Raw genomic sequence first — 19,348 nt, 5'->3', positions numbered from 1 at the left:
ACCTCAGAGCTTGATCTCGATGTCGACGCCGGCAGGGAGGTCGAGTCGCATCAGCGAGTCGACCGTCTTCGGCGTGGGGTCAATGATGTCGATGAGGCGCTTGTGGGTGCGCATCTCGAAGTGCTCGCGGGAGTCCTTGTACTTGTGGGGCGAGCGGATGACGCAGTAGACGTTCTTCTCCGTCGGCAGCGGCACGGGGCCGGCCACCTTCGCGCCCGTCCGGGTCACCGTGTCCACGATCTTCCGCGCCGAGGTGTCGATCACCTCGTGGTCATAGGCCTTGAGCCTGATGCGGATCTTCTGTCCCGCCATCAAACGACGTCCTTCGCTTCGTAGTCCTGCGATGGTCTCGGACCTCCTCGGTGAGGCGGTCCGCCCTGTGTCCTCATCGGTTCTCCCCGACCCCCGCGGTCGGGCGTGTCGCGCGCTTTCCAGAACGCGCGACCATGCCAGTCGCAGTGCGGGTCGAAGTCTTCCGATGAAGCCCGGGGGGCCGGGCTGAACGGGATCTCCTGGTGCGGCGCGGACGCACGACCACGAACACCGTCGAAGGACGGCTCAGGAGAACCTGTTCAGAAGTCAATGTCCGCGCCCCGGCAATCCCGCCGGAGCAACCGGACTATCTTGGCAGAGACCCCCGCGGTGCGCCAAATCGGCGGCGCAGGAAGGCCCGGCTGGCAGGATGACCGCAGGTCGGCACCGGCGTCCGGCCGAGACGGCCGATCCGGGGGGAGCCAGATGTCGCACGATCCGTGGGGACACGCGCCGCCCCCGTCGTACCCACCTCCGGGGTCGGCTCCCCCGCCCGGTCCACCCCCGCCCCCCGGCCCCGCCGGTCCGGCCGGTCCGGTCGGCCCACCGCGGCAGGGCCCACCGCCCGCGGGCCCGGGGGCGCCCTGGGGGCCACCCGTGGCGCGTCCCGGCGTGGTGCCGCTGCGGCCCCTGACCCTGGGCGACCTGCTCGGCGGCGCGGTCCAGACCATCCAGCGCAACCCGCGGGCCACGATCGGCCTCGCCCTGGTCGTCTCGGCCCTGTTCATGCTGCTCCCGGTGCTCGCGTCGGTCGCGGTCGGCCTGGCCGGGTCCTCGCCCGGCTTCGACGTCGGCGCCTCCGAGGACCCGTTCGCCGGTGCGGGGGGTGCCTCCTACTACGGCCTGCTCGGGGTGAGCACGGTGTTCAGCGCGCTCGCGACGGTCGTCATCGCCGGCCTGATCGTGCGGGTGGTCGGTGCCGCCGTCGTCGGACGACCGATGCGCGCCGGCGAGGCCTGGCGACGCACCCGGGGCCGGCTGGTGGCGCTCGTCGGCCTCAGCCTCCTGGGCGGCCTGGTCTCGGTGGTCCTGCTCGCCGCGCCCGTCGCGCTCGGGGTGCTGGCCTGGGCGGCGACCGACAGCGTGGCGCTCGGCGTGGTCCTCGGGATCCTGCTGGGGCTCGCTGCCGTGGTGGCGACGGTCTGGCTCTGGACCCGCTTCCTGCTGCTCGCCGCCCCCGCGCTGGTCCTCGAGGAGCTCGGGGTGGTGGCCTCGCTGCGACGCGCCGGGGCGCTCAGCCGTGGGCAGTTCTGGCGGCTGCTCGGCATCGCCCTGCTGGCCGGCCTGATCGCCGGGGTGGCGAGCCAGGTGGTCGCCGTGCCGTTCAGCGTGCTGGGGGCGGTGCTGGCGTTCGTGCTGCCTCCCGCCTGGGGCTTGCCCGGCCTGCTCCTGGCGTCCAACGTCGGGTCCATCCTCACCGGGGCGCTGGTCGGGCCGTTCACGGCCGGCGTCACCGGGTTGCAGTACGTCGACCAGCGGTTCCGCAAGGAGGGGCTCGACATCACGCTGCTCGACGAGACCCTGCGCCGGTGACGCCCGTGACCCGAGCGACGTCCACCCTGCTGCTCGACCCTGGCCCGGACGAGGCGCGGCGGTTGCTGCAGCGCGAGCTGGAGGGCTCGGAGTACCGCGAGCCCTTCCTGCAGCGGGTGCTGGGGTGGGTCTCGGACCTGGTCGGTGCGGCGGCCCAGGGTGGGGACGGTCTCGGCCGGGCCGCGACGGCGGGGCTGCTGCTCCTCCTCGTCGGGGCCGCGGTGCTGGCCCTGTCCCGGCTGCGGCGCGATCCGGCACGGTCCGCCCCGGCCCCCACGGTGTTCGGCGAGGTCCGGCTGGGCGCGGCCGAGCACCGGGCCGCCGCCCGGGCGGCGTACGACGCGGCACGGTGGGACGACGCCCTGGTCGAGGCGGTGCGCGCCCTGGCCGCCGGGCTCGTCGACCGCGGCCTCCTCGACGACCAGGCCGGGCTGACCGTCCGCGAGGTCGTGACGGCGGCGGGGCGACGGTTCGCCGGGGAGCAGGAGCCGCTCGACGGCCTGGGCCGACGCTTCGACGAGGTCCGCTACGGCGACCGACCGGCCGACGAGCCGGCGGCGCGGTCGGCGCTCGACCTCGAGGGTCGCGTCGCCGCGGCCACGCCCGGCGCCGCGGTCGACGGCCCGGTGAGCGCGGTGCCCCGGTGACGTACGCCGCCGCGACGGCCTCGCTCGCCCCCGACGGCGTGGACCGCCCCCGGCGCTCCCGCACCCCCTGGCTGCTGGGCGCCCTGGTGCTGCTGGCGCTCGTCGTGGTGACGGCGCTGGGTCGGGGCGGGGCCACCAGCAACGCCCCGCTGGACCCGGACAACCCCGGCCCCGCGGGCGCCCGTGCGCTGGCCCAGGTCCTGGAGCGCCAAGGGGTGGAGGTCGCGGTGGTGCGCGGCCAGGAGGCGCTCCTCCAGCGTCGGGTCACCGTCGAGGACACGGTGGTCGTCACGACCCCGGAGGACCTCGTGCCGACCACCCAGCGCCGCCTGGAGCGTCACGCGGCGAGCGCCACGGCCCTGGTGTACGCCGGGGACGCCGCCGCCGTGGCCGAGCGGCTGGACGTCGACACCGCACCGCTGCGGCCCGGCACCCGCCCGGCACGCTGCGGGGAGCCGCTGGCCGACGACCTGGAGCTGGACGTGCGCGGCGGCCTCGGTCTCGACGCCCCTGGCTGCTTCGGCGTGGACGGCGCCGTGGCGCTGACCCGCGACGGCAGCAGGTGGGGCCTCGCCCCCGGCTCCGTCCTGGCCGACGAGCACGTGACCCGGGCCGGTGCCGCCGCGCTGGGCCTGCGGCTGCTCGGGCAGGGCGACCGCGTGGTCTGGTACGTCCCCGACCTCGCCGACGCCCCCGTCGACGAGGGCTCGCCGCTCGGTGCCCTGCTGCCGCCGGCGCTGCTCCCCTCCCTGCTGCTGCTCGGGGCCGCCACCCTGGCCCTGGTGCTGTGGCGGGGGCGACGCTTCGGGCCGCTGGCGACCGAGCCGCTCCCGGTGGTGGTCCGGGCGGCGGAGTCGACGCACAGCCGCGGGCGCCTCTACCGCCGCGCCGGCGACCGCGCCCACGCGGCGACCGCCCTGGTGACCGCCACCCGGCGCCGGCTCCACGCCCGGCTGCGGCTGCCGCCCGACGCGCCGCTCGAGGCGCTCGTCGCCGCGGTCGTCGGCCGCACCGGCCGCCGCTCCGACGAGGTCGCGGCCCTGCTGCGGCCCCCCAGCCCCACCGACGACACCCAGCTGGTCGACCTCGGCCAGCGTCTGCGCGACCTGGAGGACGAGGTGCACCGAGCATGACGACCGAGACGAGCCCGACCGGGCCCGACGCCCCCGACAGCCCCGACAGCCACGACGTCCCGGACGCCGCCGCGGCCCACGACGCCCTGGGCGCCGTGCGGCGTGAGGTGGCCAAGGCGGTGGTCGGCCAGGACGCGGCCGTCTCCGGCCTGCTGGTGGCGCTGCTGGCCCGGGGCCACGTGCTGCTGGAGGGCGTGCCCGGGGTGGCCAAGACCCTGCTGGTCCGCAGCCTGGCCGCGGCGCTCGACGTGGGCACCAAGCGGGTGCAGTTCACCCCCGACCTGATGCCGGGCGACCTGACCGGCTCGATGGTGATCGAGGGCGGAGCCGGCGAGCTGCGCTTCCGCGAGGGCCCGGTCTTCACCCACCTGCTGCTGGCCGACGAGATCAACCGGACGCCGCCCAAGACGCAGTCGGCACTGCTCGAGGCGATGGAGGAGGGCCAGGTCTCCTCCGACGGGGTCACCCGGCGCCTGCCCACCCCCTTCCTGGTGGCGGCGACGCAGAACCCCGTGGAGTACGAGGGCACCTACCCGCTGCCCGAGGCCCAGCTGGACCGGTTCCTGCTCAAGCTGCAGCTGCCGCTGCCCGACCGCGCCCAGGAGGTGGCGATCCTGCGGCGCCACGTCGAGGGGTTCGACCCCCAGGACGTCGCCGCGGCCGGGGTGCGGCCCGTGGCCGGCGCCGCCCACGTCGAGGCCGGCATCGCCGCGGTGCGGACGGTGCGGGTGAGCGAGGAGGTCGGCGCCTACATCGTCGACCTCGCGCGCGCGACCCGGGAGTCGCCGTCGCTCTCCCTGGGTGTCAGTCCGCGCGGCGCGACGGCGCTGCTGCGCGCCAGCCGGGCGTGGGCGTGGCTGACCGGCCGCGACTTCGTCACCCCCGACGACGTCAAGGCCCTGGCCCACGCCACCCTGGCCCACCGCCTGGCGCTGCGCCCCGAGGCCGAGCTCGACGGTGTCGCCGTCGACCAGGTCCTCGACACCGCCATCGCCTCCGTGCCGGTCCCCCGCTAGGCCGTCGTGGCACTGACCTGGCGCGTCCCGGCCCTGCTGCTGCTCGGGCTGCCGCTCGTGCTGCTGCGGCCGGCCGGGAGCACGGCGGGGCTGTGGCTGCTCGCCACGGTGCTGCTGGTCGCGCTGGACGTGGCGCTCGCCCCACGCCCCGCGGCCCTCGACGTCCGGCGCCGCCCCTCGGCCCGGGTGCGCGTGGGCGAGCCCACCTCGACCACCCTCGTGGTGACCCACCCGGGCCGCCGGCGCTTCCGCGGGGCGCTGCGCGACGCCTGGCAGCCCTCCGCCGGCGCGACGGGGACACGCCACCTCCTCGACCTGGCACCGGGCGGGAGCCGGGCACTGACCACCGACCTGCGCCCGCGACGACGGGGCGACCTGCGTGCCGACCGCGTGACGGTCCGGTCGCTCGGGCCGCTGCGGCTCGCGGCCCGCCAGCGGTCCCGCGAGGTCGGGGGCGCGGTGCGGGCGCTGCCGGCCTTCCCCTCGCTGCGGCACCTGCCCGGCCGGCTGGCCCGGCTGCGCGAGCTCGACGGGCGCGCGTCGGTGCGGGTGCGCGGGCAGGGCACGGAGTTCGACTCGCTGCGGGAGTACGTCCTCGGCGACGACGTCCGCAGCGTCGACTGGCGGGCCAGCGCACGGAGCCGCACGGTGGTGGTCCGCACCTGGCAGCCCGAGCGCGACCGCCGTGTCGTGCTCGTGCTCGACACCGGACGCACCTCGGCCGGCCGCGTGGACGACGTGCCGCGCCTGGACGCCGCGATGGACGCCGCCCTGCTGCTCGGCACGCTCGCGGGCCGCGCCGGCGACCGGGTGCACTTCGTGGCGGGGGACCTCGCGGTGCGCTCCCGGATCCGCGGCGGCCACGGCCAGGTCGTCGACCAGGTGCAGGAGGCGATGGCGGGGCTGCACCCCGTCCTTGCCGAGACCGACTGGCGCCGGCTGGTCGGCGCCGTGGACGGGCTCACCCGCCAGCGCTCGCTGGTGGTGCTGCTGAGCCCGCTGGAGCCCGCCGCCGTCGAGAACGGCCTGCTCCCCCTCGTCGCCCCGCTGGTGGCCCGGCACCGGGTGGTCCTGGCCTCGGTCCGCGACCCCGAGATCGACCGGCTCGCCCGCGTCCGTGACGACACCGCCACGACGTACGCCGCCGCCGCCGCGGAGCAGGCCTCGACCGGGCGGGAGCGCACCGGGCGCCTGCTCTCCACGCTGGGGGTGGACGTGCTCGACGTGGACGCCGAGCAGCTCGCGGTGCGCCTGGCCGACCACTACCTCGACCTCAAGGCGCGCGGGCAGCTGTGAGCCCGCGCGGCTACCCGGCCGTGGCCACCCGGTCCTCGAGCAGCGAGGCGTCGACGTCCCCGGTGTGCCCCGCCCGTACGGCGCGCCGGCCCAGCACCCACACGTAGGCCAGGAACAGCACCTCGGCCACCACGCCGATGCCCACCCGCGCCCAGGTCGGCAGGCCGGACGGCGTCACGAAGCCCTCGATCACCCCGGAGACCAGCAGCACCACCACCAGCCCCAGCGCCACCCCGCCCGCGCTGCGGCCCTCCGCGGCGAGCGACTGGCCGCGGGTCCGGTCGCCCGGCACCACCCACGACCAGAACAGCCGCAGCCCGGTCCCCGCCGCGACGAAGACGGCCGTGAGCTCCAGCAGGCCGTGGGGCGTGATCAGGCCGAAGAACAGCGCGGTGCGGTCGTAGCGGATCATCAGCGACGCGACCACGGCGAGGTTGAGCAGGTTCTGCAGCAGGACCCACAGCACCGGCGCCCCGAGCACCCCGAAGGCGATGCAGAGCGCGGCCACCCAGGCGTTGTTGGTCCACACCTGCGCCGAGAAGCTGCCCGCCGCCGACTCGGAGTAGTAGTTCTCGAAGTCGCTCTCGACCAGCTGCCTCACCTGCGCCGGGTCCAGCAGCGTCTGCTCGACCTGGGGGTGCTCGAGGAGCCACCAGACCATCACCGCGGCGACGGCGTAGCTGGCCAGCATCGTCGTCATCCACCAGCGCCTGGTGCGGTGGAGCGCGGCCGGGAAGCGGCGCACGAAGAAGTCGGCGACGCCCGACCAGGCGGGCGTCCGGGTGCCCCCGGCGCGGACCCTCGCCCGGGCGAGCAGCCCGCTCAGGTAGGCCACGACCTGGGGCTCGGGCGAGGTCGAGCGGATGGCGCTGAGGTGGGTGGCGACCTCCTGGTAGAGCTCGACGAGCTCGTCGGCCTCGGCCCCGGTGCACGGCGCCCGGCGCGTCAGGTCCTCCAGCCGCTGCCAGGTCGGCTGGTGCACCCCCACGAAGGCGTCGATGTCCACCGGGCCAGGGTAGGGCGCCCTACCCTGGCCCGGTGAGTGGAACCACGCCCGCCTGGGGGTCCGAGGACGCCGACGCCCGGGACGGCGCGTGGGGCGCGGGCGACCTGCTGGTCACCGGGGAGGCGGTCGCGCTGGACCTGCCGGCCGCGTCGCTCGGCGTACGCGTGCTGTCGGGGCTGGTCGACCTGGTCGCGCAGGGCGTGCTGCTCGTGCTCGGCCTCGTCCTGGTGGCGATCGCCGCGCCCGACGACGCCCTCGCCGCCGCGGGGTCGGTCGTGGTGACCGCGACGACGCTCGTGCTGGGCCCAGCCGCGGTGGAGACGCTGACGTCGGGGCGCTCGCTCGGCAAGCTGGTGCTGGGACTGCGCACCGTCCGCGACGACGCCGGTCCCCCGTCGTTCCACCACTGCTTCGTGCGGCACCTGGTGAGCGTGGTCGAGGTCTGGGTGATGGCCGGCGTGCCCGCCCTGGTCTCGGCGTTGCTCAGCCGCCGGGGCAAGCGGCTGGGCGATCTCGTGGCCGGCACCTACGTCGTCCGCGACCGGTTCGCGCTGCGCCTCCCGTGGCCGGTGACGATGCCGCCGCCGCTGGCCGCCTGGGCCGCGCGGGCGGACATCGCCCCGCTCCCTGACGCCCTCGCGCTCACCGTGCACCGCCTGCTCGGCCGCGGCGAGGGCCTGGACCCCCGGGCGCACGAGCGGCTGCTGCTGCACACCGCCGCCGAGGTCGCGCGCCACGTCGCCCCCGCCCCGCCGCAGGGCACCCCGCCCGGAGCCTTCCTCGCCGCCGTCAGCGCCGAGCGCCGCGCCCGCGACGAGCGCCGGCTGCGCGGCGAGGTCGCGCAGCGGCAGCGGCTGGCCCGACGCCCCTGACCTGCTGCCGCCCTAGATCTGGGCGGTGTCCTCGGGCCCGGCCGCAGCGGGCTCGACCGGCTCCCGCGGCCCGCGCGGGATGGTCGCGCACATGACCGCGGCCGCCACGCACAGGCCGCCCGCGGTCAACCAGGCGCCCTGGTAGTCGCCGGTCGCCTGCCGCACCCAGCCGGCGTACGTCGCCGCGACGCCCGCGCCGACCATGTGGGCCGCGAACACCCAGCCGAAGACCACGCCCGAGCGCACCAGCCCGAAGTGCACGCGGCACAGCGCGACCGTGGGTGGCACCGTGGCCACCCAGTCGAGGCCGTAGAAGACCACGAACAGGAACAGGCTGGGCACCACCTCCGGGCCCAGCAGCGAGGGCACCACGAGCAGCGAGAGCCCGCGCAGGGTGTAGTAGACGACCAGCAGCAGCCGGGGGTCCACCCGGTCGGTCAGCCACCCCGAGGCGACCGTGCCGACGATGTCGAAGACCCCGATCAGCGCCAGGAGCGAGGCCGACGTGGTGGCCGGCATGCCGTGGTCGTGGGCGGCCGGGATGAAGTGGGTGCCGACCAGCCCGTTGGTCGACCAGCCGCAGATCCAGAAGCTGGCGAACAGCGCCCAGAACACGCGGCTGCGACCGACCTGGCGCAGCGTCAGCAGCGTGGTGCGGGCGGCACCGGGCCCGTCGTGGTCGAGCGGCGGGTCGACGTACGACGCGGGGGCGCCGTGGGGCACCTGGCCGACGTCGGAGGGCCGGTCGCGCAGCACCAGCGCGACCACCGGCACGAGCAGCAGGGCGGCTGCCGCGACCAGGCCGGCCGCCCAGCGCCAGCCCGGCTCGGCGGCGAGCCGCGCGATGGTCGGCAGGAAGACCAGCTGACCGGCCGAGCTGGCCGCCGAGAACAGCCCGGTCACCAGGCCGCGCTGCCGCACGAACCAGCGGTTGGCCACCACCGCACCGAAGACGAGCGCCATCGAGCCGGTGCCGACCCCGACCGGGATCCCCCACAGCAGCCACAGCTGCCACGCCTGCGTCATGACCAGCGTCAGCCCGGACCCGGCGGCCACGAGCAGCAGCCCGCCCGCGGCCACGCGGCGTACGCCCAGGCGCTCCATGAGCGCGGCCGCGAAGGGGGCGGTGAGCCCGTAGACGACCAGGTTGAGCGTGACCGCGCCCGACGTGGTGGTCCGCGACCAGCCGAACTCCGCCTCCAGCGGCTCCAGCAGCGCCCCCGTGGAGCTGCGGAAGCCCGCGGTGGCCACGAGGGCCGCCATCGTCGCCAGCGCCACCCACCAGGCCCGTGAGGAGCCGAGCGCCGCGGCCGCGTCGGTGCGACGGGCGGGGGTGGTGGACACCCGCGGATCCTAGGCCCCGGGTGCGCTGCGGCGCCGGGCCGAGGACGGTCGCGGACCGCCGGGATCCCGCCACCGGGCGAGACCACCGGCGTCGCCGCCTTGTCCCGCCGCGCCGACGGACCTAGCGTCGAGAGATGGACCGCACCGTCCTCGTGGGCCTGCTGCAGGTGGTGGGCATCTCCCTGGTCCCCGTCGCGCTGCTGGTCGGCCTGGGGCGGGCGCCCCGCGCCTGGGCCTGGTGCGCGCGGGTGATCGGCCCGCGGCTCCCCCGCCGACGCCGTCCCGAGGAGCCCTCGGGGCCCCCGCTGGAGAAGCTGGCCGCCGACCTGCGGCGGCTGCACCCCGACGTCCACCACCCCCGACCGGGCACGCGGATGGCCAAGCAGCAGGGCGCCCAGCTGGCCTACGACGAACGCCTGGCCGCTGCGGGATCCGCGCTCGACGTGCCCACCAGCCTGCTCGCGCTGCCGCTCTACGGCCTCGAGCGCGAGGCGGAGCGGATGCGGCTCGAGCACGCCCTCACCGCGGCCGGCCTGGTGTGGCAGCCCCGCCCCTCCCCGGGCCAGGACCTGCCGCAGTAGGCGGTCGCCGTCTCGGGGTCAGTCCTCGCGGGTGTAGCGGAGGTCGGTGATCGGTCGGCCCGCCTCGACGCCCTTGCGCTCGAACTTGGTCACCGGCCGTTCCTCCCAGCGCTCGACGACGCCACCGGTCAGGCCGTCGGTGGCGTCGATCACCGACGCCATCTGGACGGCGTACTCGCTCCAGTCGGTGGCCAGCCGCCACTCGCCGCCCGGCCGCAGCCGCGAGGCCACGAGCGCGGCGAACTCCGGCGTCACCAGTCGGCGCTTGTGGTGCCGCTTCTTGGGCCAGGGGTCGGGGAAGAACGTCCACAGCCCGCTCACCGAGCCCGGCGCGAACAGGTGCTCCAGGCACCACACCGCATCGACGGAGAGCAGCCGGACGTTGTCGGCCCCGGCCTCCGCGAGCAGCCCGAGGGTGTGGGCCACGCCCGGCCGCCAGACCTCCAGCGCCACCACGTCGTACGCCGGACGCGCGGCCGCCAGCACCGCGGTGGCCTCCCCGACTCCCGACCCGATCTCCACGATCCGGGGCGCCGAGCGGCCGAACAGCTCGTCCCAGTCGAAGCCGGGCTGGTCGACCCGGTGGTCCGGGACGACCCACCGTTCGTGGTGCGCGTCCCACGACTGCTGCTGCGAGGGCGTGAACCGGCTGCCGCGTCGGGAGTAGGTGAGGACCTCGCGCATCCGCTGGCCGTCCTCGGTGTACTTCTGGTGCGGCCGGGCCGGAGGGAGCTGGTCCCGGGTCGCAGGTGAGGGCTGTTCCACGGCCGACATCCTCCCTCCCGGCGTCACCGGCAGCGCACCCGGTCCCTCGTGGCCCGCCGCGGCCTGCTGCGCGCAGAGGACGCACGAAGGCCCCGGACCAGCAGGTCCGGGGCCTTCGGTGGAGCAGGTGTCGCTAGATCACTTGGTGATCTTGGTGACGCGGCCGGCGCCGACCGTGCGGCCACCCTCGCGGATCGCGAAGCGGAGGCCGTCCTCCATGGCGATCGGCTGGATCAGCTCGACCGACATGTCGGTGTTGTCGCCGGGCATGACCATCTCGCGACCCTCGGGGAGGGTCACCACGCCGGTCACGTCCGTGGTCCGGAAGTAGAACTGCGGACGGTAGTTGTTGAAGAACGGCGTGTGACGGCCGCCCTCCTCCTTCGAGAGGATGTAGACCGACGCCTCGAAGTTGGTGTGCGGGGTCGTCGTGCCGGGCTTGATCACGACCATGCCGCGCTCGACGTCCTCGCGCTTGGTGCCGCGGAGCAGCAGCCCGACGTTCTCGCCGGCCTCGCCGGTGTCGAGCAGCTTGCGGAACATCTCGATGCCGGTGACCGTCGAGGACTGCTTGCCCTCGCGGATGCCGATGATGTCGACGGTCTCGTTGACCTTGACGATGCCGCGCTCGATGCGACCGGTGATGACGGTGCCACGACCGGTGATCGTGAAGACGTCCTCGACGGGCATGAGGAAGGGCTTCTCGGTCTCACGCACGGGCTGCGGGATGTACTCGTCCACCGCGTCCATGAGCTTGAGGATCGACTCGCCCCACTTCTCGTCGCCCTGGAGCGCCGGGAAGGCAGCGACCTGCACGACGGGGATGTCGTCGCCGTCGTACTCGTACTCGGAGAGGAGCTCGCGCACCTCCATCTCGACGAGCTCGATGAGCTCCTCGTCGTCGACCATGTCGCACTTGTTCAGCGCGACGACCAGGGCGGGGACGCCGACCTGGCGGGCGAGCAGCACGTGCTCACGGGTCTGCGGCATCGGACCGTCGGTGGCGGCCACGACCAGGATCGCGCCGTCCATCTGCGCGGCACCGGTAATCATGTTCTTGATGTAGTCCGCGTGACCCGGGCAGTCGACGTGCGCGTAGTGCCGGTTCTCGGTCTGGTACTCGACGTGCGCGATCGAGATGGTGATACCGCGCTGACGCTCCTCGGGGGCCTTGTCGATCTCGTCGAAGGCCGAGGCGGCGTTGAGGTCGGGGTACTTGTTGTGCAGGACCTTGGTGATCGCTGCGGTCAACGTCGTCTTGCCGTGGTCGATGTGACCGATGGTTCCGATGTTGACGTGCGGCTTGGTCCGCTCGAACTTCGCCTTAGCCACGGGGGCTCCTCCTGTTGTTGTTCTTGACTCGTGGGTGAACTACGGGGTGGTGCAGCAGGCCGCGCGACTACTCGCCGCGGACCTTCTTGACGATCTCGTCGGCGACGTTCTGGGGAACCTCGGCGTAGGAGTCGAACTCCATCGAGTACGACGCCTGGCCAGAGGTCTTCGACCGCAGGTCACCAACGTACCCGAACATCTCCGACAGCGGCACGAGGGCGTCGACCACGCGATCGCCCGAGCGCTCCGACATCGCGCGGACCTGGCCGCGACGCGAGTTGATGTCGCCGATCACGTCGCCCATGAAGGACTCCGGGGTGACGACCTCGACCGCGAACATCGGCTCCAGCAGGACCGGCTTGGCCATGCGGGCGGCCTCCTTGAAGGCCTGGTTGCCGGCGATCTTGAAGGCCAGCTCGGAGGAGTCGACGTCGTGGTAGGCGCCGTCCTCGAGCGTGAACTTCACGTCGACCATGGGGTAGCCGGCGAGCACGCCGAACTCCATGGCGTCCTGGCCGCCCTGGTCCACCGAGGGGATGTACTCCTTGGGGACACGACCACCGGAGACGTTGTTGACGAACTCGTAGCCCGCACCGAGACCGGTCTCGGGGTCGGTGTTCGGCTCCAGGCTGATCTGCACCTTCGCGAACTGGCCGGACCCACCGGTCTGCTTCTTGTGGGTGTAGCCGTGCTTCTCGACCTTCTTGCGGATGGTCTCGCGGTAGGCGACCTGCGGCTTGCCGACGGTGGCCTCGACGCGGAACTCGCGCTTCATCCGGTCGACCAGGATCTCCAGGTGGAGCTCGCCCATGCCGGCGATGATGGTCTGGCCGGTCTCCTCGTCCGCCTTGACGGTGAACGTGGGGTCCTCGTCGGACAGGCGCTGGATCGCGGTGCCGAGCTTCTCCTGGTCGCCCTTGGTCTTGGGCTCGATGGCCACCTCGATCACGGGGGCGGGGAAGGTCATCGACTCCAGGATCACCGGGTGGGCCGGGTCGCTCAGCGTGTGACCGGTCTTGGTGTCCTTGAGGCCCATGACGGCCACGATCTGGCCGGCGCCGACCGACGCGATCTCCTCACGCTTGTTCGCGTGCATCTGGTAGACCTTGCCGATCCGCTCCTTGCGGCCGTTGACCGAGTTGACCACGGTCGAGCCGGCGACGAGCTTGCCGGAGTAGACGCGCACGTAGATCAGCTTGCCCAGGTGCGGGTCGGTGGCGATCTTGTACGCCAGGCCGGAGAACGGCTCGTCGTCGCTGGGCTGACGGACGATGACCTCGTCCTCGTCCTTGACCGAGTGGCCCTGGATGCCGTCGATGTCGAGCGGCGAGGGCAGGAACTTCACGACGGCGTCGAGCAGGGGCTGCACGCCCTTGTTCTTGAACGCGGTGCCGCACAGGACGGGGTTGACCTTGTCGGCGAGCGTGGCGCGACGGATCGCGGACTCCAGCTCCTCGACGGTGAACTCCTCGCCCTCGAGGAACTTCTCCATGATGTCGTCGTCGACGTCGGAGAGGGTCTCGAGCAGCTTCTCGCGGTACTCGGCGGCCTGCTCGGCCAGCTCCGCGGGGATCTCCTCGACCTCGTAGTCCTCGCCCATCTTGGTCTCGCCGCGCCAGGTCAGGGCACGCATGCCGACCAGGTCGACGACACCGAGGAAGTCGGACTCCGCGCCGATGGGCAGCTGGAGCACGAGCGGGGTGGAGTTGAGGCGCTCGACCATCATGTCCACGCAGCGGAAGAAGTCCGCGCCGGTGCGGTCGAGCTTGTTGACGAAGCACATCCGCGGGACGGAGTACTTGTTGGCCTGCCGCCACACGGTCATGGTCTGGGGCTCGACACCCGCGACACCGTCGAAGACCGCGACCGCGCCGTCGAGGACGCGCAGCGAGCGCTCGACCTCGGCGGTGAAGTCGACGTGCCCGGGGGTGTCGATGATGTTGATCTGGTGGTTCTTCCACCAGCAGGTGGTCGCAGCGGACGTGATCGTGATGCCACGCTCCTGCTCCTGCTCCATCCAGTCCATCGTCGCCGCACCCTCGTGGACCTCACCGATCTTGTAGGTGACCCCGGTGTAGAAGAGGATGCGCTCGGTGGTGGTGGTCTTGCCGGCGTCGATGTGCGCCATGATGCCGATGTTGCGGACCTGGTTGAGGTCGGTGGTGATGTCGACGGCCACGGTAGGTCTTCGATCCCCTCGGTTGTCGGTGTGTCAGGTGATCGGCACGCCGCCGCAGGTCGCGGCGGCGTACCGGGAGATCACCAGCGGTAGTGCGCGAAGGCCTTGTTGGACTCGGCCATCTTGTGGGTGTCCTCACGCTTCTTCACAGCGGCGCCGAGGCCGTTGGACGCGTCGAGGATCTCGTTCATCAGTCGCTCGGACATGGTCTTCTCGCGACGGGCGGCGGAGTAGCCGACCAGCCAGCGCAGCGCCAGCGTGGTGCTGCGGTTGGGCTTGACCTCGATCGGCACCTGGTAGGTCGCACCGCCGACGCGGCGGGACTTGACCTCGATGGCCGGCTTGACGTTGTCGAGCGCGCGCTTGAGCGTGACGACGGGGTCGGTGCCGGTCTTCTCGCGGGTGCCCTCGAGGGCGCTGTAGACGATGCGCTGGGCGACCTGCTTCTTGCCGTCGAGCAGCACCTTGGAGACGAGCTGGGAGACCAGCTGCGAGCCGTAGACCGGGTCGGTGACGATCGGCCGCTTCGGGGCGGGACCCTTGCGGGGCATTAGCTCTTCTCCTTCTTCGCGCCGTAGCGGCTGCGGGCCTGCTTGCGGTTCTTCACGCCCTGCGTGTCCAGCGAGCCGCGGATGATCTTGTAGCGGACGCCGGGGAGGTCCTTCACCCGGCCGCCGCGGACGAGCACGATGGAGTGCTCCTGGAGGTTGTGGCCCACACCCGGGATGTACGCCGTGACCTCGATGCCGCTCGACAGGCGCACGCGGGCGACCTTGCGGAGGGCAGAGTTCGGCTTCTTCGGGGTGGTCGTGTAGACGCGGGTGCAGACACCGCGTCGCTGGGGCGAACCCTTCAGGGCAGGCGTCTTGTTCTTGGACACCTTGTCCTGTCGGCCCTTGCGGACCAGCTGGTTGATCGTGGGCACCTGGTGGTTCCCTCTCTTGTCGGCTCTCAGTACGCGGCGCTCTGCCGGGCACGACGATGTGGCGTGTGGTGGTGCGGTGACGCGCTGCGCTGGATTCAGGGCACGCGAACGGGTCTGGCGTTACCAGACACAAGGGATGAGATTACCGGGCGGCCCCACGAGGGTCAAAACGAGTCCGCCGACCCGGGCACGCTGCCGCGTCGTACGGCGGGCGGACCCTCGTCACGAGACCGTCACACCGATGCGTCAGAGTGCCGCCCATGGCACTGACCTGGAAGCTGCACGGCGACGGCACCACGATCACCGAGGGCGAGATCGTCCGCCCCGACGAGCGGCTCGCGTGGCCCGCCACGATCGGGCTCGGGCTGCAGCACGTGGTGGCGATGTTCGGGGCGACCTTCCTGGTGCCGGTGCTCACCGGCTTCCCGCCCACCACGACGCTCTTCTTCTCCGGCGTGGGCACGATCCTGTTCCTGCTGGTCACCCGCAACCGGCTGCCCAGCTACCTCGGGTCCTCCTTCGCCTTCCTCGCCCCCATCGGCGCCGCCACCGCCTCGGGCGGCCAGGGTGCGGCCCTGTTCGGCATCGTCGTCGTCGGCATCGTGCTGGCGCTCGTCGGGCTGCTCGTCACCGTGACCGGCACGGGCTGGATCGACGTGCTGATGCCGCCGGTCGTGGCGGGCGCGATCGTCGCGCTGATCGGCCTCAACCTGGCCCCCGCCGCCCGCGACAACTTCGTCCAGGCGCCGTGGGTGGCGGTGCTGACCCTGGCCGCGGTGCTGCTGTGGACCGTGGCCTTCCGGGGGCTGGTCGCCCGGCTCTCGATCTTCTTCGGCGTCGTCGTCGGCTACGTCGCCGCGGTGCTCGCGGGCCAGGTCGACTTCGCCCCGGTGCGCGAGGCCGCCTGGGTGGGCCTGCCCGACTTCGGCTCCCCCACCGTCGCGTGGTCGGTGCTGCCGGCGTTCCTGCCCGTCGTCCTGGTGCTGGTCGCGGAGAACGTCGGCCACGTGCGCAGCGTCGCCCACCTCGCCGACGACTCCCTCAACGCGCAGACCGGGCGGGCGCTGTTCGCCGACGGCCTGGCGACCACGGTGGCCGGCCTGGGCGGCGGGTCCGGCACCACGACGTACGGCGAGAACATCGGGGTGATGGCCGCGACCAAGGTCTACTCCACCGCGGCGTACTGGGTGGCCGGCGCCTTCGCGATCGCCCTGGGCTTCCTGCCCAAGGTCGGCGCCCTGGTCAACACCGTCCCGCCGGGCGTGCTCGGCGGCGTCACCACCGCGCTCTACGGCCTGATCGGCGTCATCGGCGTGAAGATCTGGATCGACAACCGCGTCGACTTCTCGCGCCCGGTCAACCAGTTCACGGCCGCGACCGCCCTGGTCGTCGGCATCGCCAACTACACCTTCACCAGCGGCGACATCAGCCTCAACGGCATCGCCCTGGGCACCGTCGCCGCCGTCGTCGTCTTCCACGTGATGTCGGCCGTCGAGCGGCTGCGCCGCTGACGCGGTAGTCCGAGACGTTCGGCACCCCTCACGACCTTCTGGACGGTGCCAAACGTCTCGGACTATCCCTCGGACCGGCGGGGCGTGCCCTGCAGCAGCAGCTCGGCGAGGTGGAGGGCGCGGCGACCCTCGAGGTCCTCGAGCTGGGTGCGGCAGGAGAAGCCGTCGGCGAGGACGACGGCGTCGGGACCGGCGGCGCGTACGGCGGGCAGCAGGTCGTGCTCGGCCACGGCGACGCTCGTCTCGTAGTGCCCGACCTCCACGCCGAAGTTGCCGGCCAGGCCGCAGCAGCCGCCGACCCGGGTGACCGTCGCGCCGGTCTGCGCGAGCAGCGCGGCGTCGGTGGCCCAGCCGACCACCGCGTGGTGGTGGCAGTGCGGCTGGGCGACGACCTCGACCCCGGTCAGGTCGGGCGGGGTCCACCGGCCCTCGGCCACGAGCCCGGCCAGCAGCTCGGCCAGCGAGCGGAGCCCGCCCGCGACCTCGACCGCCCGGGGGTCGTCGACGAGCTGGACGGCGTCCTCGCGCATCGCGGCCAGGCAGCTGGGCTCCAGCCCGACCACGGGGGCGCCCGAGGCGACGTAGCGGTGCAGCGTGGCGACCGCGCCGGAGACGATCCGGCGGGCCGCGGAGAGCTGGCCGGTGGTGACCCAGGTCAGGCCGCAGCAGGCCGGGTCGGGGATGACCTCGGCACGCAGCCCGATGGAGCGCAGCAGCTCGAGGGCGGCGCGGCCGGTGTCGGCGGCGAACCGGTCGGTGAAGGAGTCGGCCCAGACCCACACGTCGACGGTCGGGTCCACGCCGTGGGCGTCCTCGGCGGGGCGGTCGGCCCGGCGCCCGGCCGGCGCTCGGAGCGGCCGCTCGGAGAACGAGGGCAGCGAGCGACGCTGGTCGACCCCGGCGGCGGCCTTCGCGACCCGGGCGACGGTGCGGCTGCGCAGCACCGCGTTGGCCAGCCGCGGCGGCGTCATCCGGGCCCAGCGGGGCAGCTGCCCCAGGGCGTAGTGGGAGCGGGGGCGCAGCCGACCGGCGTACTTCTGGGACAGCACCTCGGACTTGTAGGTCGCCATGTCGACGCCCGTGGGGCAGTCGCGGGCGCAGCCCTTGCAGGACAGGCACAGGTCGAGGGCGTCGGCGACGGCGTCGCTGCGCACGTCGAGGGCGCCGTTGACGACGTCCTGCAGGACGTGGGCGCGACCACGGGTGGAGTCCTTCTCCTCCCGGGTGGCGAGGTAGGACGGGCACATCACCCCGCCGCCGGCCGTGTTGTCCGCGACGCACTTGCCGACGCCGGTGCAGCGGTGGACGGCGTCGGTCAGCGACCCGCCGTCGTGGGTGAGGCGCAGCGTGGTCCGCAGCCCGGGCAGCGGCTGCGCGAGCCGCAGGTCGGCGTCGAAGGGGGCCGGGTCGACCAGCACGCCGGGGTTGAGCAGTCCGGTGGGGTCGAGCACCCGCTTGGCCTGCTCCATGAGCGCCATCGCCTGCGGGGAGTACATCCGCGGCAGCAGCTCGGAGCGGGCGCGGCCGTCGCCGTGCTCGCCCGACATCGACCCGCCGTAGCCCGCGACGAGGTCGGCGGCCTGCTCGACGAAGGCGCGGTAGCGGTCGCGGCCGCCGGCGTCCTCGAGCTCGAAGTCGATGCGCACGTGCACGCAGCCGTCGCCGAAGTGGCCGTAGGGCACGCCGTCGAGGCGGCTCTCGCGCAGCAGCGCCTCGAACTCGCGCAGGTAGGCGCCGAGCCTCGCCGGGGGCACCGCCGCGTCCTCCCAGCCCGCCTGGGCCGGTCGGCTCAGCGAGCGGGCGGCGAGCCCGGCGCCGTCCTCACGGATCTTCCACAGCGCGGCCTGCTCGGCGGCGTCGCTGACGACACGGAACGGCACTCCGGCCGTCCGGGCGACGGCCAGCGCCGCGGCCTCCACCTCGGCCACCGTCTCGCCCACGACCTCGGCGAACAGCCAGCCTCCGCCGACGGGGAGCTCGGGGTGGCCGGTGACCATCGCGACGATCCGCTCGCCGAGACCCTCGCACGCCACCAGGTCGTGCTCGAGCAGGGCCGGGACGGCGTCGGCGGCCTCGGCCATGTCGGTGTAGGCCAGCACGGCGAGGGCCCGGTGGGGGGCGTCGCGCACCAGCCGCACGTGGGCGTCGAGCACGACGCCGAGGGTGCCCTCGGTGCCGGCCAGGAAGCGGTCGAAGCGCCGGCCCCGCTCGGGCAGCAGGTGCTCCATCGAGTAGCCCGAGACCTGGCGGCCGAAGCGGCCGAACTCGGTCCGGACGGTGCCCAGCTGCGCGTCGACGAGGTCGGTCAGCGCCGCGGGCGTTCCCCCCGCCGCACCAGCCCGTACGACGCTCCCGTCGGCCAGCAGCACGGTCAGGCCCTCGACGTTGTCGACGGTGCGGCCGTAGCCCAGCGCACGGGAGCCGCAGGCGTTGTTGCCGATCATTCCGCCGATCGTGCAGCGGGTGTGGGTCGAGGGGTCGGGCCCGAAGCGCAGCCCGAGCGGCACCGCCTGCTTCTGCAGGGTGGCGTGCACGGTGCCGGGCTGGACGTGGGCGACCCCGGCCTCGCGGTCGATGCCGAGGACGCGGTTGAGGTGGCGGTTGGTGTCGAGCACGATGCCGGCACCGATGGCGTTGCCGGCGATCGAGGTGCCCGCCCCCCGCATCGTCAGGGGTACGCCGCTCTCCCGCGCGACCGCGAGCGTCGCCACGACCTCGTCGGTGTGGCGGGGCCGGACGACCACCCGGGGCGGGATCCGGTAGAGCCCGGCGTCGCTGGCGTAGAGGCTGCGGGTCAGGTCCGAGTCGTCGGCGTCGGCGACCCCGGCGGCGCGCAGGGCGAGGAGGAGGTCGCTGGTCGGCACGTGCCTGATTCTCGCACCCGCCGCCACGCGGA

At 73.7% G+C, this 19,348-nt stretch carries 17 protein-coding genes; 8 read left to right on the top strand and 9 right to left on the bottom strand.

Translation table 11 applies throughout. The features are described from left to right. Positions 1-3: 3 nt before the first annotated feature. Positions 4-312: a 30S ribosomal protein S10 gene (gene rpsJ, locus EDD33_RS02225; protein WP_008360994.1), complete on the bottom strand. Its 309-nt coding sequence runs from the start codon at positions 310-312 to the stop codon at positions 4-6. A 597-nt stretch (positions 313-909) separates the two neighbouring features. Here rpsJ and EDD33_RS02215 point away from each other — a divergent pair. The 5 genes from EDD33_RS02215 to EDD33_RS02195 are packed head-to-tail and all read left to right on the top strand — an operon-like array spanning position 910 to position 5,937. Further along, positions 910-1,845 (top strand): hypothetical protein, encoded by a 936-nt coding sequence (locus EDD33_RS02215; RefSeq protein ID WP_148076913.1) that lies wholly within the window; start codon positions 910-912, stop codon positions 1,843-1,845. Further along, positions 1,842-2,492, top strand: coding sequence for a DUF4129 domain-containing protein (locus EDD33_RS02210; protein ID WP_123388929.1), 651 nt, complete (start codon positions 1,842-1,844; stop codon positions 2,490-2,492). The genes EDD33_RS02215 and EDD33_RS02210 overlap by 4 nt, the downstream gene beginning before the upstream one ends. Beyond that, positions 2,489-3,625 carry a DUF4350 domain-containing protein gene (locus EDD33_RS02205; RefSeq protein ID WP_123388928.1) on the top strand — a complete coding sequence of 379 codons (1,137 nt, stop codon included), beginning with the start codon at positions 2,489-2,491 and terminating at the stop codon, positions 3,623-3,625. The genes EDD33_RS02210 and EDD33_RS02205 overlap by 4 nt, the downstream gene beginning before the upstream one ends. Then, positions 3,622-4,641: an AAA family ATPase gene (locus EDD33_RS02200; RefSeq protein WP_123388927.1), complete on the top strand. Its 1,020-nt coding sequence runs from the start codon at positions 3,622-3,624 to the stop codon at positions 4,639-4,641. Before EDD33_RS02205 ends, EDD33_RS02200 begins: the two co-directional genes overlap by 4 nt. 6 nt (positions 4,642-4,647) lie before the next feature. Then, the gene (locus tag EDD33_RS02195) at positions 4,648-5,937 is read left to right on the top strand and encodes a DUF58 domain-containing protein (RefSeq protein WP_123388926.1); all 1,290 of its coding nucleotides are present in this window, start codon (positions 4,648-4,650) and stop codon (positions 5,935-5,937) included. A gap of 10 nt (positions 5,938-5,947) precedes the next feature. On the opposite strand, the gene EDD33_RS02190 is transcribed toward EDD33_RS02195, so the two are convergent. Further along, positions 5,948-6,943 carry a stage II sporulation protein M gene (locus EDD33_RS02190; protein ID WP_123388925.1) on the bottom strand — a complete coding sequence of 332 codons (996 nt, stop codon included), beginning with the start codon at positions 6,941-6,943 and terminating at the stop codon, positions 5,948-5,950. A 32-nt stretch (positions 6,944-6,975) separates the two neighbouring features. Here EDD33_RS02190 and EDD33_RS02185 point away from each other — a divergent pair, with 32 nt between their 5' ends. Then, on the top strand, positions 6,976-7,815 hold the full coding sequence (locus EDD33_RS02185) for an RDD family protein (RefSeq protein ID WP_123388924.1): 840 nt from the start codon (positions 6,976-6,978) through the stop codon (positions 7,813-7,815). 12 nt (positions 7,816-7,827) lie between these two features. Here EDD33_RS02185 and EDD33_RS02180 read toward each other — a convergent pair whose 3' ends face one another. Then, on the bottom strand, positions 7,828-9,159 hold the full coding sequence (locus EDD33_RS02180; RefSeq protein WP_246003320.1) for an MFS transporter: 1,332 nt from the start codon (positions 9,157-9,159) through the stop codon (positions 7,828-7,830). A 134-nt stretch (positions 9,160-9,293) separates the two neighbouring features. Here EDD33_RS02180 and EDD33_RS02175 point away from each other — a divergent pair, with 134 nt between their 5' ends. Continuing rightward, positions 9,294-9,740, top strand: a complete 447-nt coding sequence (locus EDD33_RS02175) for a hypothetical protein (RefSeq protein ID WP_123388923.1) — start codon at positions 9,294-9,296, stop codon at positions 9,738-9,740. An 18-nt stretch (positions 9,741-9,758) separates the two neighbouring features. Here EDD33_RS02175 and trmB read toward each other — a convergent pair whose 3' ends face one another. The 5 genes from trmB to rpsL form a co-directional block, all read right to left on the bottom strand. Continuing rightward, positions 9,759-10,505: a tRNA (guanosine(46)-N7)-methyltransferase TrmB gene (trmB, locus tag EDD33_RS02170; protein WP_246003319.1), complete on the bottom strand. Its 747-nt coding sequence runs from the start codon at positions 10,503-10,505 to the stop codon at positions 9,759-9,761. A 138-nt stretch (positions 10,506-10,643) separates the two neighbouring features. After that, positions 10,644-11,837, bottom strand: a complete 1,194-nt coding sequence (gene tuf, locus EDD33_RS02165; protein ID WP_056536243.1) for an elongation factor Tu — start codon at positions 11,835-11,837, stop codon at positions 10,644-10,646. A gap of 67 nt (positions 11,838-11,904) precedes the next feature. Further along, positions 11,905-14,016: an elongation factor G gene (gene fusA, locus EDD33_RS02160; protein WP_123388921.1), complete on the bottom strand. Its 2,112-nt coding sequence runs from the start codon at positions 14,014-14,016 to the stop codon at positions 11,905-11,907. 80 nt (positions 14,017-14,096) lie between these two features. Continuing rightward, positions 14,097-14,567 (bottom strand): 30S ribosomal protein S7, encoded by a 471-nt coding sequence (gene rpsG / locus EDD33_RS02155; RefSeq protein ID WP_123388920.1) that lies wholly within the window; start codon positions 14,565-14,567, stop codon positions 14,097-14,099. Further along, positions 14,567-14,941: a 30S ribosomal protein S12 gene (gene rpsL / locus EDD33_RS02150; protein WP_027860526.1), complete on the bottom strand. Its 375-nt coding sequence runs from the start codon at positions 14,939-14,941 to the stop codon at positions 14,567-14,569. The genes rpsG and rpsL overlap by 1 nt, the downstream gene beginning before the upstream one ends. A 260-nt stretch (positions 14,942-15,201) precedes the next feature. On the opposite strand from rpsL, the gene EDD33_RS02145 reads away from it, so the two are divergent. Continuing rightward, a complete protein-coding gene (locus EDD33_RS02145; RefSeq protein WP_123388919.1) occupies positions 15,202-16,452 on the top strand; it encodes a uracil-xanthine permease family protein in 1,251 nt (416 codons plus the stop codon). A 62-nt stretch (positions 16,453-16,514) separates the two neighbouring features. Here the strand turns inward: EDD33_RS02145 and EDD33_RS02140 are convergent, their stop codons facing one another. Then, a complete protein-coding gene (locus EDD33_RS02140) occupies positions 16,515-19,316 on the bottom strand; it encodes an FAD-binding and (Fe-S)-binding domain-containing protein (RefSeq protein ID WP_123388918.1) in 2,802 nt (933 codons plus the stop codon). Between the last annotated feature and the right edge of the window lie 32 nt (positions 19,317-19,348).

This window comes from Nocardioides aurantiacus (genome assembly GCF_003752505.1).
GTDB classification, from domain to species: Bacteria; Actinomycetota; Actinomycetes; order Propionibacteriales; family Nocardioidaceae; genus Marmoricola; species Marmoricola aurantiacus.
The sequence above is the reverse complement of the archived record's forward strand: the minus strand, read 5'-3'. Positions and strand labels throughout refer to the sequence as shown.